We start from the raw sequence: 12,859 nt of genomic DNA, 5'->3' as shown, positions 1-12,859 counted from the left end.
CCATGAGCTACGACCAGAAGCGCGTCGTCGACGCGATCCGTGCCTTCGAAGCCGGCGAGATCGTCGTCGTGATGGACGATGACGGACGCGAGAACGAAGGCGATCTGATCGTGGCGGCGGTTCACTGTACGCCGGAAAAGATGGCCTTCATCGTGCGCCATACCTCCGGCATCGTCTGCGCCCCCATGCCGAAGGACGAGGCCAAGCGGCTCAATCTCTCGGCCATGGTCGCCGACAATGACAGCGCCCATACGACGGCCTTTACCGTCTCGGTCGACTTCAAGCACGGCACAACGACCGGGATTTCGGCCGATGACCGGACGCTCACCGTGCGCAATCTGGCCAATCCGAATGTCGGTGCCGCCGATTTCGTCCGGCCCGGCCATATCTTTCCGCTGGTGGCGCGCGAAGGCGGCGTGCTGATGCGGTCCGGCCATACGGAAGCGGCCGTGGATCTCTGCCGGCTCGCCTCGCTGCCGCTGATCGGGGTTATTTCCGAACTGGTCAATGACGACGGCACGGTGATGCGCGGGCCGCAGGTGGCCAGCTTTGCCGAGCAGCATGGGCTGAAGCAGGTTTCGGTTGCCGACCTGATCGCCTATCGCCAGCGCAAGGAAACGCTGATCCAGCTGCATTCGAGCTTCGATATCCAGACGCCCTATGGCACCGCCAAGGGTCACAGTTACTCCCTGCCCTGGGACCCGATGCAGCATCTGGCCGTCGTCTTCGGCGATATCCGTGACGGCGAGGACATTCCGGTGCGCCTGCATCTGGAGCATGTCGGCGCCGACGTCTTCGGTGCAGACCGGCAGATCGACGGCATCATGAGGAAGATCGCAGAAAAGGGCCGCGGTGTTATCGTTTATCTGCGCGAGGGCTCGGTCGGCGTCGGCGTCTCGACAACGGCGCGCACCGGCAAGCACGACCGGGAGGCGCATCAGGAGGCCCAGGCGCGCGAAAACGAGTGGCTGGAAATCGGGCTCGGCGCGCAGATCCTGAAGGACCTCGGCGTCACCTCGATCAAGCTGATGTCGTCGCGCGAGCGTCACTATGTCGGGCTCGAAGGCTTCGGCATCAAGATCTCGGCGACCGAGATCGTCTGAGGACTATCAGGCGCCGCTTGGTAAACCGGGCCGTGATCACGGGCGATGGAGCAAGGCGTCACCCGTGACCTTTCGCATCAGGCATCACCGCATCCGCCGCGTCTCCACAAGCTGTCACCCCGCCCCGGACCTTCGGTCCGCCCCCTCAAGGGGAGGGTGGAGAGGTGATCGGGCCTTCTGGCGTCGGTGCCGGGTTGCCGGACCAGACGAGCCGGTAGACATCGCCTTGGCGGACGGACTGGACGGCGGCGGGGCGAAGGACCGCAAAACAGGTGCCGCCTTGATACCGCACCGAGGGATAGACGACGCCGTTCGCCCCTGCCCTGCGCGTGCCTTCGGCAAGCAGATTGCCGGCCGGATAGCCGCGCGCCTTGTCGGGATCAAGCGCGGGATGTGCCGGTAGCGCGCGCAGGTCGGCGAAATCGCCCGACAGGCTGCAAAACATCTCGGCATATTCGACGACCGCATTGAAATCACCGGCGCGGGCGAGAAAGTCGGTCATGTGGAAGGTGATTTCAGCAAGGCAGGTTTCAACGGTCAAAGCCGAATACCAGGCGCCACGGTCGGAGCCATTGAAACGATTTGGCTCTCGCGGCTTGGCATAGGCGAAGCAGGCATTGATGAAATGCGCGTGCGGCACGTCATAGACCAGTTCGTTGGCGGCAAGCCCGGAGATGCCGCGCGTCTCGGCGATGATCCTGTTGCTGGTGGCCGCCTCGATCTCGGCCAGTTCCGCCAACTCGGCTTCATCGTCCACAAGCGCGGAAAGAACCGCCTCGCGCAGGCGCGCGGTCGAGACCAGCCGCACGGTCTTCGGATAGGCGATCGTTGCGATCGGTACGCCGTCGATCTTCAATCACATCCCTCCGCGCACCGCGTCCACGTAGCGGCGGACCTCCAGCATATGGGGGATGCCGCCCTCGATCATGGCCGCGACCGGCGAACGACGATCGAACAGGGGACCGGAATTCTCCAGCGACAGCCAGCGATCGGCCATGCTGTCGGCAAACAGCAGATGAAGGCCCTTGTAGATGCCGGTCAGGGCGGAAATGCGGGTCATCTGGTCCTGGCTCAGGGTTTTCGCTGCCTTTTCCGGCTTCAGCCTTTCCCAGGTGCTGATGGAAACGCCAAGCAAAGCCGCCGCCTGCTGGCTGGTGAGGTCCCAATGGGCGACGATGCGGCGAAAGGCCTTGAGCGCCGACTTCGACAGGCGGTCGCGATCCGTCTCGGCTGCAAAACCCTGCGGCCTAGCGGCGGCCTTTGGCCCTGTTCTGTCGCGCATTGCCTGCATGGCGTTTTTCTCCATCAAATGACGATTAATATATATGTCATTTGATGGATTTTACAACATTCGATCCAGGCTTCAGTCTTGGCCGATCTTCATGGCCATGCCGACCGAACGTGGTGCCGTCTCGACGAAACCGAACTGCTCGTAAAGCCTGTTGGCCGGCACATCGGCGATCAGGCTGACATAGGCGGTCGCCGGTAGATGGGCCTTCATGTAGCCGGTCAGTGCCGACATGATGCGCTTTCCGAGCCCCTTGCCCTGATGCTCGGGCAGGACGGCGATATCGGTGACCTGATAAAAGCAGCCGCCATCGCCGATGATGCGGCCCATGCCGACGGCCGCGCCGTCAAAGAGGACGGTGACGCCATGCACGCTGCCGGCGAGGCCGCGCGTTGCCGCCTCTTTGGAAAACGGGCTGAGGCCGGCCGCCGTGCGCAGGCGAAGATAATCGTCAACAGCAGGGATGGCAGGTTCGATGCGATAGGCGTCAGTAGTGGCGGGCATTGCGGCATATTTTCCTGATTGCGATGGAGATTGGACTTTGACGGGAGCGCCGGATATGGACCAGCCGACGCTGAACTCTCAGCCGAGCCAGCCGTCCCGCAGGCTGACCTGATCGACGCCAGTGAAACGGGCAAGGCGCGCGAGTTCCGCCTGCAACCGCTCGAGACGTCCTGCGGAGGGGCGCACACCCTGTTCCAGCCACAGGCGCTTGACGTCGAGCACACCCGCCTTGCGGTCGGCCTTCATGTCGATACGGCCGATCAGGCGGTCACCCTCGAGCAGCGGAAAGACATAATAGCCATATTGCCGCTTGGGTTCGGGTACGAAGACCTCGATGCGGTAGAAGAAACCGAACAGGCGTTCGGTGCGATTGCGGTCGCGGATCAGCGGATCGAAGGGCGAGAGCACACGCAGGCGTGCCGGCGGTTCCGGCGCATCGAGCAGCATTTCCAGCCCTTCGGCCAAGGCGAAGGACGGACGCGGTCTGCCATCGACCGGCTCGATCAGGACCTCCTCCAGCGCATCGCGATTGGCGGCGACCCAGACCTTGGCCTCATCGGGCGTGATGATGTCGAAAAAGGCTGCGATCTCGCCCGACGTGGCAAAGCCGAGGCGGGTCAGGGCTGACCGGCAGGCCCAGTCGACGAAGCTGTCGTGATCGACCTCGCCGGCATGGTGCTCGCCCGGGATCACGCGCTCGGACAGGTCATAGACCTTTTGGAAGTTCTCGCGCCGTGCGATCGAAAGCTTGCCGGTATGCCAGAGGAATTCCAGCGCCGTCTTATTGGGATGCCAGTTCCACCAGCCGCCGGACTTGTGATCCTCGGCCTTGACGTCGCGCGACAGGATTGCGCCACCGGACCGGATCCGCTCATAGGTCTCCTCGAAGGCCTGATCGAAACCTTCGCCTTGCCATTTGCGCCAGTTTTCGAGGATCTTCGCCTCGCGACGGCGAAAGCGGTGCTTCCAGTAAGGGAAGAAGGCGGACGGGATGATCGAGGCGTCATGCGTCCAGTGCTCGAACAGGGAGCGATCCCTTTCGAGCAGGTGCGACAGGTCCTCGCGCCGGTAGGTCTGGTTGCGGGAAAACAGGATTTGGTGATGGGCCCGCTCGACGACCTGGATGCTGTCGACCTGAACGAAACCCAGGTCATGGATCAACCCGTAGAGACCTTCCCGGCCGAGCGCCTTGTGTGGCGGACGGGAAAGCCCCTGCCGCTCGAGGAAGATACGCCGCGCCTGCGGATTTGAGATCGGAATCGCCATGGGCAGAGGCTAGCGAATGTTCGTGGTTTGTTCAATGCGTGTTTCGCAAAGATTTGTATCGCGTAGGAATACCGACAGACACCACTTACGCCGCCCCTCATCCGCCAGCCTTTGGACTCGGGAACATGCCGTTGACGATCGCAAACGTGTCCGTCCCCTCTCCCCGCCAGCGGGGAGAGGGTCAGGGTGAGGGGCAAGGATCAGAAGGGCACTCAGGTCGAACGAGACAGGCTGGAACTTGGGAAGTGCCCAGACTATAGAAGCGGCTTGGATCAGGAGACGTTCGCCCTTGCATATCCGTTTCGACCAGACCGAACTGCGCTACGGCGAACAATCAGCACTTGCGCCGCTCACTCTATCGCTGTGCGAGCCTCGGATCGGCGTGATCGGGCTGAACGGTTCGGGCAAGACGAGTTTCGCCCGACTGGTCAACGGCCTTGCCAAGCCGACATCCGGGACCGTCACGCTGGATGGCCTCGATACGGTGAAGGACGACAAGGCGGTGATGGCGAAGGCCGGCTTCATCTTCCAGAACCCGGCCAACCAGATCATCCTGCCGATCATCCGCGACGACATCGCCATGGGGCCGAAAAGCCGGGGGCTGAAAGGCCCGGCGCTCGAGGCTGCGGTTGACCGCGTGCTGGAGCAATTCGGCATTGCGCATCTGGCCAGCCGGCGGCCGCACGAGCTTTCCGGTGGCGAGTTGCAACTCGCGGCACTTGCGGCCGTCGTGGTGACCGAGCCGGCGCTGATCCTGTTCGACGAGCCGACCAACCAGCTCGACCTGAAGAACAGGGCGATGGTGAAGGCTGCGATCGAGGGCCTGGCCCAGCAGGCAATCGTCATCACGCACGACCTGGACCTGATCGCTGACTATCCGCGCGCCCTGGTCTTCCATGAGGGATCACTGGCCTTCGACGGCCCGGGCGGGGCTGCCGTGGCCCACTATCTGGAGATCGTCGGCGCATGAGAAGCCTCTATCACGAGGGCCAAACGCTGATGCACCGGATGCCGGCATCGGCCAAGCTTGCCGGTCTGATGGCATTCGCCGTGCTTCTCTTCCTGACACGCTCGATCCCGCTATTGGCACTCGCGATGTTCGCGACCTGGGCGATCTATCTTGGACTCGGCCAGCCGCTCAGGGTCGCCATCCGGCCGCTGCTGCCGATCCTCGCCACCATCCTCGCCGTGGTCGGACTGCATCTCGTCTTCAACGGTGTCGAGGAAGCGAGCGTGACCGGCCTTCGCCTGACGGCGCTGATGCTGCTCGCCGCAAGCGTGACCGTAACGACGAGCATTTCGGATTTCATGGCGGTAATCACACGGGCCGCGATGCCGCTCGAACGGCTGGGGCTCTTGACGGCCGCCGATATCGGCCTTGCGGTCGGGCTGGTCATGCGCTTCATCCCGGAAATCCTGACACGCTACGACGCCATCCGGGAGGCTCATCGCGCGCGCGGGTTGAAACCGAGAGCCGGCACCGTCATCGCGCCGCTGATCATCGCGACGCTGAAGGATGCGGACAGCATCGCCGCCGCCATTGACGCCCGCGGCATTCGCGGGCAGTGAAGCAGGATCAGATTTATCAGGAGGATGTCATGAAGACACGGGACCTCGTACTTATCGCATTGTTTGCCGCCATCATCGTTGCGCTCGGCGCCGTGCCGCCGATCACGCTCGGCTTCATTCCGGTACCGATCACCGCCCAGTCTCTCGGCGTCATGCTGGCCGGCGTGGTTCTCGGCGCAAAGCGCGGCACGCTTGCGGTGGCACTGGTCATCCTGCTGGTTGCGATCGGCCTGCCGGTGCTGTCAGGCGGGCGCGGCGGCCTCGGCGTCTTTGCCGGCCCGACCGTCGGCTTCCTGCTGGGCTGGCTGCCGGCCGCCTATGTCACCGGCAGGATCGCCGAAGGCTTTGCCGGCTACACCTTCGCCGCAACCAAGCAGACGCTCGGCTTCATCGCAGCCGCCGCTATCGGCGGCGTCCTGGTGCTTTACCTCTTCGGCATCGGCTATCTCGCCTTCGGCGCCGGCCTCGGCTTTGAAAAAGCCTTCTACGGCTCGCTCGCCTTTATCCCGGGTGACCTTTTGAAGGCGGTCGTGGCTGGCCTTGCCGGCCGCGCCGTGATGGTCGGCTACCCGATCCTGCACCGGAGCGCGTGAGCAGACGGATCAGAATGCCAGCCCAACGGCATTGGCACAGATGGAGCACTTGTCGTGAGTGACCGGCTGGACATAAGCGAGCCCCTGGTCCGCGCTCTGGTCGCCGACCAGTTTCCACAATGGGCAGACCTGCCGGTGCGCAAAGTGGCGCCCGGCGGCTGGGACAACCAGACCTTCCGGCTCGGCGAAACGATGTCGGTGCGGCTGCCCAGTGCGGAGGCCTATGCGGCGCAAGTGACGAAGGAACAACCGATCCTTGCCGTTCTGGCGCCGCAGCTTTCCCTGCCGATCCCGACTGTGCTCGCGCGGGGAAAGGCGTCGTCGCTATATCCTTTTGCCTTCGGCATCCACGGCTGGATCACGGGCGAACCGGCCATGACGGCACCGATTGCGGACATGAACGGATTTGCCGACCGCCTTTCCGGCTTCATCAAGACCCTGCATCAGGCCGACACCAATGGCGGCCCAGCGGCCGGCCAGCACAATTTCCACCGTGGCGGCGACCTTGGCATCTACGGTGCCGAGACTGTGGCGGCGATCGCCGAGCTTGGGGACGAGATCGATGGCAAGGCCGCAACCGCGATCTGGAATGAAGCCATTTCAAGCCGGTGGGAGCGGCCACCGCTCTGGGTTCACGGCGACCTCGCGCCCGGCAATTTGCTGGTGGCGGACGGGCAACTTGCAGCCGTGATCGACTTCGGAACGGCTGCCATCGGCGATCCCGCCTGCGATCTCGCACTCGCCTGGAGCTTCCTCGATGGAGAGGCGAGAGCGCGCTTTCGCGCCGCCTTGCCACTTGATGCGGCGACGTGGCAGCGGGCAAGAGGCTGGGTGCTGTGGAAGACCTTGATCACGACGGTTGAGATGCGCCGCAGCGGGTCACCTACGCTCGACGAGCAGCGTCGAATTCTCGCCGTCATCCTGAGCGAACCGCTCTGAAAATCACCTCAGGTAGCGATACAGCCAATCGCGCGTATCTTCGGGAAGCGCCACCGGTTCAGTGGTCTCGGGATCCCGCGCCGTCCAGATCACGTCGACCTCGGCCGCCGTCTGGCCGTCCTTGTCGAACAGGACCTCAAAGCCAAGCGACTTGCCGCCGATCTTGTCGATCTTGACGGTCAGCGTGACCTTGTCCTCGAAACGCAGCGGAAAATACATCCGCAGTTCGAGCTTGGACATGCCGTAGTTCGGCTCGTCTTCGAGCGGCGGACGATAGCGCCAGAAATGCGTGAGGGCAGCCTCTGCATGGGTGACATAGGCAGCCGCCTGCATTTCGCCCGACATGCCGATGTCGCGATAAGGGATGGCGAGTTGGCTCACCTCGACCCGTTCGATCTCATTCATGAAGAAGGCCTGTCTTTCCATGGCTTTGGCACATTTAACGGCATTGGCTAAAAGATAACAAGGCCGGCCGCCAACCGTCGCCAAACAGGGTAAACTGCACCGTGTGCCGGCAATACGGCAAAAACGCCTGACTGTGGTGGAAGATGGCGCGCTCACGCGTTATGTACAGGCGCGACCGAGGAAAGATGCCATGACCACCCATCTCTATGAGAACCCGCTGTTTCTCGAACACAACACGCCGCCGGGACACCCGGAGAGGGCCGACCGGCTTCGTTCGCTCAACATCGCGCTGGAGCATCCGAATTTCGAACGGCTGGTGCGGATCGAGGCGACACAGGCCAACGAGGACGCGGTAACGCTGGCTCATCCGGAAGAGCACCTGTTTGCGGTGATGCGCCATATCCCGGAGGAAGACGGCGAGATCAACCAGATCGAGGCAGACACCTATGCCTCGCCGAAAAGCCTGCAGGTAGCGCTGACCGCGATCGGCGGCGCGCTTTCGGCCGTCGATGACGTGATGACCGGCAAGGCGGACAATGCCTTCGTCGCCGGGCGCCCGCCAGGCCATCATGCCGAGAAGGCCAAGCCGATGGGCTTCTGCCTGTTCAACACGATTGCCATCGCTGCGCGTCATGCGCAGATGGTCTATGGCGTCGAGCGTGTGGCAATCGTCGACTGGGACGTGCATCACGGCAATGGCACGCAGGACATTTTCTGGGACGATCCGTCCGTGCTGTTCTGCTCGACCCACCAGATGCCGCTTTATCCCGGCAGCGGCGCCAAGGACGAGACCGGCACGAAGAACAATATCGTCAACGCGCCACTCTCGCCGAATGTCGGCTCCGACCATTTTCGCGAGGCATTCAAATCGCGCGTGCTGACGGCACTGCATGATTTTTCGCCTGACCTGATCCTGATCTCGGCCGGCTTCGACGCGCATCATCGCGATCCGCTTGCACAGATCAACCTGGTTGGCGAGGATTTCGACTGGGCAACCGGGCGCCTGCTCGAAGTTGCCGACCGCTTCGCCAAGAACCGGGTCGTCAGCCTGCTCGAAGGCGGCTATGATCTGGAGGGGCTCGCCGAATCGGCCGGCCTGCACATTGCCAGACTGATGAAGGGTTGAGTATGTCCGACACCGCTGCCCCTGCCGACCTGACCGGCTATTCCTTCGAAAAGGCAGTTGCCGAACTCGAAAGTATCGTGGCGCGGCTCGAACGCGGCGACGTGGCGCTGGACGAATCCATCGCCATCTACGAGCGCGGCGAACTGTTGAAGAAGCATTGCGAGACGCTGCTGTCGGCCGCCGAAAACCGCATAGAGAAGATCCGCCTCGATCGCGCCGGTAAGCCGGCCGGAGTGGAGCCGCTCGACGGGCAGTGAGTTTACGGTAGTCGCTCAGCCCGGACCTCGACCGGAACGGGAAATTCCCGTATATTGCCCCAATGGACAAGGACCTTGTGATTGCCAAGCTGAGGGAGCATCGCGACGAGTTGTCGGCGATGGGCGCTGAGCATGTGTCCGTTTTCGGTTCCGTTGCGCGCGGCGAAGCAACAGAAGAATCGGATCTCGACATTCTGGTCAAGCTTTCTCGACCAGCGACCGAGTCCGGTCTCGGATACTTCAGCGCGCTGGCGGTCCTTCAGCAAAAGATCACTGCCATCACGGGTTTTCAAAATGTCGATGTGATCGCCGAATCGATCGAAAAGGACAATGTACGGCGTTCCATGGAACGGGATCGCGCCATTGCCTACTAAGCGCCCATTGACCCGTATGCGCGATATCGTCGAAAACAGCCGAGCGATCGTGGAATGCACGACGAATATCGATTTCGATGCGTACAGGAAGAACCGCTTGGCTCGCGACGCCACTGAACGATGTTTCTCCCGCATTTCGGAAGCGGCAGTGAAGCTCGCCAGCCTAGCCGAATAGTTGTTCCCGGCTCATGATTGGCTTGCCATCCGAAACCTCGGTGATGTGCTCAGGCATGATTATCACGGCGTTCTGGATTCGGTCATCTGGGCGACGCTTATTCTGCGCCTTCCGCCTCTGCTGCAAGACCTCGAGGGCTTTCTGGCGATGTATCCCGAAGAACAGGAAACGCTTTCGCGCCTTAACGTTTAAGCTCCCGAATATCGAACGCTGCGTGACGTCACAGAGGGCCCATTGATACTGTGCGCGGCGACAATCCCGGATTACAGTGCCGATAACGACAAACCGGAGACTGCACCCATGTCCTTCTTTCCCGGCAACGACCCCGTCCCCGGCGACGCCTTTGCCTGCGATGCCATCGAGCATCTGATCATTCCGCGATCCAGCGACATCGGCAATTTTTCCGTGCGCCGGGCGCTGCCTTCGGCGAGGCGACGGCTGGTCGGGCCGTTCATCTTCTTCGACCGCATGGGGCCGGCCGTGCTGAAGGCAGGCGATGCCATGGATGTCAGGCCGCATCCGCATATCGGGCTTTCGACCGTTACCTATCTATTCGACGGCGAGATCAAGCATCGCGACAGCCTCGGCACGGAACTGGTCATCACGCCGGGCGACATCAACCTGATGACGGCCGGCCGCGGCATCGTGCATTCGGAGCGCACGCCGGAGAACCTGCGCGGTCATCCGCTGTCGATCTCAGGCCTGCAGACCTGGCTTGCCCTGCCCGCGCAGATGGAAGAGATCGATCCGGCGTTTGCCCATACGGCGAAGACCGCACTGCCGCTGTTTGACGCCGGCGGCGCGTCCGGGCGCGTGGTGATCGGATCGATGGGCGGCGTAACGTCGCCGGTCACATCGTTTTCAGAGACGCTCTATGTCGACCTGACCTTGCAGCCCCAAGCCCGCTTTCCCTTCGATGCAAGCCAGGAGGAACGGGCGCTTTACATCCTGTCCGGCGAGATCGAGATCGCCGGTGACCGGTTTGCTGCCGACCAGTTGCTGGTGTTCCGGGCCGGCGACGAGATCACACTCACCGGCGGCGCTCGGGGCTGTCATGTCATGCTGTTCGGCGGTGCGGCGATGGATTCGCAGAAATTCATCTGGTGGAACTTCGTTTCCTCCTCGAAAGAACGCATAGAACAGGCCAAGGAAGAGTGGAGAACCGGGCGCTTCGACATCGTTCCCGGTGATGAGGAAGAGTTTGTGCCTTTGCCGGAAGGTCGTTGATGTCTATATAAGTGACTGGTGCCGCAGATTTGCCCTGATCGTCCGGGGATGGTATCGCGCACCCAACGACGACTCGAAGAGGCATGAGCCCGTGACATCCCTGCCCGACACCCCGCTTCTCGACAAGGTCAATCTGCCTGCCGACCTGCGGAGCATCGAAGACCGCGACCTGCCGCAACTCGCCCGCGAACTGCGCGACGAGATGATCGACGCCGTGTCGAAGACCGGTGGTCACCTGGGTGCAGGCCTTGGCGTGGTGGAACTGACGATCGCCATCCACAAGGTGTTCAACACGCCGGACGACCGGCTGATCTTCGATGTCGGCCACCAGTGCTATCCGCACAAGATCCTGACCGGGCGGCGCGAGCGGATCCGTACGCTGCGCCAGGAGGACGGCCTTTCCGGCTTTACCAAGCGCGCCGAGAGCGAATACGACCCCTTTGGCGCGGCCCATTCCTCGACCTCGATTTCCGCCGGCCTCGGCATGGCGGTGGCGGCCGACCTGTCGAAGTCAGACCGCAAGGTGATCGCCGTGATCGGCGATGGCGCGATGTCTGCCGGCATGGCCTATGAGGCGCTGAACAATGCCGGCGCGCTCGATGCGCGGCTGATCGTCATTCTCAACGACAACGACATGTCGATCGCCCCGCCGACCGGTGCGATGAGCGCCTATCTTGCGCGCCTTGCCTCCGGCCGCACCTATATGGGCTTCCGCGACTTCGGCAAGAAGCTGACCGCCTATCTCGGCAAGAATATCGACAGGGCCATCACCCGCGCAGTGGAACATGCCCGTGGCTATGTCACGGGCGGCACGATGTTCGAGGAAATGGGTTTCTACCATATCGGGCCGATCGACGGACATTCCTTCGAGCACCTGCTTCCGGTCCTGCGCAATGTGCGCGACCACCAGCAAGGTCCCGTCCTGATCCATGTCGTGACGCAGAAGGGCAAGGGTTATCCCCCTGCCGAAGCAGCGGCCGACAAATATCATGGCGTCAACAAGTTCGACGTGATCACCGGCACGCAGGCGAAGGCCAAGCCGAATGCGCCGAGCTATACCGCCGTCTTCGGCGATGCGCTGGTGCAGGAAGCAACGCTTGACGAGAAGATCGTCGGCATCACCGCCGCCATGCCGTCCGGCACCGGGCTCGACAAGCTGCAGGAACTCTTTCCCAAACGCACCTTCGATGTCGGCATTGCCGAGCAGCATGCGGTCACCTTTGCCGCTGGCCTTGCGTCCGAGGGTTTCAAGCCGTTCTGCGCGCTCTATTCGACCTTCCTGCAGCGCGGCTATGACCAGGTCGTGCATGACGTGGCAATCCAGGGGCTTCCGGTGCGTTTCCCGATCGATCGCGCCGGTTTCGTCGGCGCCGATGGTCCGACCCATGCCGGTTCCTTCGACACCGGTTTCCTCGCATCGCTTCCTGGCTTCGTGGTTATGGCGGCGGCCGACGAGGCGGAGTTGAAACACATGGTGCGCACCGCCGCAGCGTATGACGACGGCCCGATCTCGTTCCGTTATCCGCGCGGCGAAGGCGTCGGCGTGGCGCTGCCCGAGCGCGGCGAGATCCTCGAAATCGGCAAGGGCCGGATCGTCAAGGAAGGCACCAAGGTGGCGCTGCTCTCCTTCGGCACGCGGCTTGCCGACTGTTTGCTGGCCGCCGAAGATCTTGACGCGGCCGGTCTTTCGACGACCGTGGCGGATGCCCGTTTCGCCAAGCCGCTCGACGTCGACATGATCCGGCGCCTGGCGCGCGAACATGCGGTGCTGGTCACCGTGGAGGAAGGCGCCGTCGGCGGTTTCGGCAGCCAGGTCGTGCATCTTCTGGTCAATGAAGGCCTGCTCGACGGTGGTCTCAAGATGCGTTCGCTGGTCCTGCCGGACTATTGGATGGATCAGGCCAAGCCGGAAGTGATGTATGCCAAGGCCGGCCTCGATGCCGCCGGCATTCTCAAGACCGTATTTGCAGCGCTCGGCGAAACCCGAGCCGGGGTGAACGCGGCGGGGTGACTACTCCCTTTAGTGAACGTGA

General features: G+C 62.7%; 16 protein-coding genes. 11 read left to right on the top strand and 5 right to left on the bottom strand.

Annotated features, from left to right (window positions below):
• Window positions 1-2 precede the first annotated feature (2 nt).
• On the top strand, window positions 3-1,103 hold the full coding sequence (gene ribB / locus IM739_RS07625; RefSeq protein WP_237370583.1) for a 3,4-dihydroxy-2-butanone-4-phosphate synthase: 1,101 nt from the start codon (window positions 3-5) through the stop codon (window positions 1,101-1,103).
• Window positions 1,104-1,248: 145 nt separating this feature from the next.
• Here ribB and IM739_RS07620 read toward each other — a convergent pair whose 3' ends face one another.
• The 4 genes from IM739_RS07620 to IM739_RS07605 form a co-directional block, all read right to left on the bottom strand.
• Window positions 1,249-1,959 carry an RES family NAD+ phosphorylase gene (locus IM739_RS07620; RefSeq protein ID WP_237370582.1) on the bottom strand — a complete coding sequence of 237 codons (711 nt, stop codon included), beginning with the start codon at window positions 1,957-1,959 and terminating at the stop codon, window positions 1,249-1,251.
• Window positions 1,960-2,394: an antitoxin Xre-like helix-turn-helix domain-containing protein gene (locus IM739_RS07615; protein ID WP_237370581.1), complete on the bottom strand. Its 435-nt coding sequence runs from the start codon at window positions 2,392-2,394 to the stop codon at window positions 1,960-1,962.
• Window positions 2,395-2,466: 72 nt separating this feature from the next.
• Window positions 2,467-2,895, bottom strand: a complete 429-nt coding sequence (locus tag IM739_RS07610; RefSeq protein ID WP_237370580.1) for a GNAT family N-acetyltransferase — start codon at window positions 2,893-2,895, stop codon at window positions 2,467-2,469.
• A 78-nt stretch (window positions 2,896-2,973) separates the two neighbouring features.
• On the bottom strand, window positions 2,974-4,161 hold the full coding sequence (locus IM739_RS07605) for a winged helix-turn-helix domain-containing protein (protein WP_237370579.1): 1,188 nt from the start codon (window positions 4,159-4,161) through the stop codon (window positions 2,974-2,976).
• Window positions 4,162-4,450: 289 nt separating this feature from the next.
• Here IM739_RS07605 and IM739_RS07600 point away from each other — a divergent pair, with 289 nt between their 5' ends.
• From IM739_RS07600 to IM739_RS07585, 4 genes are read left to right on the top strand one after another with little or no spacing between them, the layout of a single operon-like run.
• On the top strand, window positions 4,451-5,131 hold the full coding sequence (locus IM739_RS07600) for an energy-coupling factor ABC transporter ATP-binding protein (protein ID WP_237370578.1): 681 nt from the start codon (window positions 4,451-4,453) through the stop codon (window positions 5,129-5,131).
• The gene (locus IM739_RS07595; protein WP_237370577.1) at window positions 5,128-5,730 is read left to right on the top strand and encodes an energy-coupling factor transporter transmembrane component T family protein; all 603 of its coding nucleotides are present in this window, start codon (window positions 5,128-5,130) and stop codon (window positions 5,728-5,730) included. The genes IM739_RS07600 and IM739_RS07595 overlap by 4 nt, the downstream gene beginning before the upstream one ends.
• 29 nt (window positions 5,731-5,759) lie before the next feature.
• Window positions 5,760-6,323, top strand: a complete 564-nt coding sequence (locus tag IM739_RS07590) for a biotin transporter BioY (protein WP_237370576.1) — start codon at window positions 5,760-5,762, stop codon at window positions 6,321-6,323.
• A gap of 54 nt (window positions 6,324-6,377) precedes the next feature.
• Window positions 6,378-7,262: an aminoglycoside phosphotransferase family protein gene (locus IM739_RS07585; protein WP_237370575.1), complete on the top strand. Its 885-nt coding sequence runs from the start codon at window positions 6,378-6,380 to the stop codon at window positions 7,260-7,262.
• Window positions 7,263-7,265: 3 nt separating this feature from the next.
• On the opposite strand, the gene IM739_RS07580 is transcribed toward IM739_RS07585, so the two are convergent.
• A complete protein-coding gene (locus tag IM739_RS07580) occupies window positions 7,266-7,667 on the bottom strand; it encodes an acyl-CoA thioesterase (protein WP_237370574.1) in 402 nt (133 codons plus the stop codon).
• 190 nt (window positions 7,668-7,857) lie between these two features.
• Here IM739_RS07580 and IM739_RS07575 point away from each other — a divergent pair, with 190 nt between their 5' ends.
• The 6 genes from IM739_RS07575 (at window position 7,858) to dxs (ending at window position 12,837) form a co-directional block, all read left to right on the top strand.
• Window positions 7,858-8,793, top strand: a complete 936-nt coding sequence (locus IM739_RS07575; protein ID WP_237370573.1) for a histone deacetylase family protein — start codon at window positions 7,858-7,860, stop codon at window positions 8,791-8,793.
• A 2-nt stretch (window positions 8,794-8,795) separates the two neighbouring features.
• Complete coding sequence (locus IM739_RS07570) at window positions 8,796-9,050, top strand: exodeoxyribonuclease VII small subunit (RefSeq protein WP_007605460.1); 255 nt, start codon at window positions 8,796-8,798, stop codon at window positions 9,048-9,050.
• 62 nt (window positions 9,051-9,112) lie between these two features.
• A complete protein-coding gene (locus IM739_RS07565; protein ID WP_237370571.1) occupies window positions 9,113-9,424 on the top strand; it encodes a nucleotidyltransferase family protein in 312 nt (103 codons plus the stop codon).
• 175 nt (window positions 9,425-9,599) lie between these two features.
• Window positions 9,600-9,791 (top strand): HepT-like ribonuclease domain-containing protein, encoded by a 192-nt coding sequence (locus IM739_RS24095; protein ID WP_336886408.1) that lies wholly within the window; start codon window positions 9,600-9,602, stop codon window positions 9,789-9,791.
• Between the two features lie 108 nt (window positions 9,792-9,899).
• A complete protein-coding gene (locus IM739_RS07560; RefSeq protein WP_237370570.1) occupies window positions 9,900-10,826 on the top strand; it encodes a pirin family protein in 927 nt (308 codons plus the stop codon).
• A gap of 91 nt (window positions 10,827-10,917) precedes the next feature.
• Entirely contained in the window at window positions 10,918-12,837 is a 1,920-nt protein-coding gene (gene dxs / locus IM739_RS07555) for a 1-deoxy-D-xylulose-5-phosphate synthase (RefSeq protein WP_237370569.1), read from the top strand.
• The last annotated feature ends 22 nt before the right edge of the window (window positions 12,838-12,859 follow it).

This window comes from Rhizobium sp. SL42 (genome assembly GCF_021729845.1).
Lineage (GTDB): Bacteria > Pseudomonadota > Alphaproteobacteria > Rhizobiales > Rhizobiaceae > Allorhizobium.
This window is presented reverse-complemented; position numbering and strand designations above follow the sequence as displayed.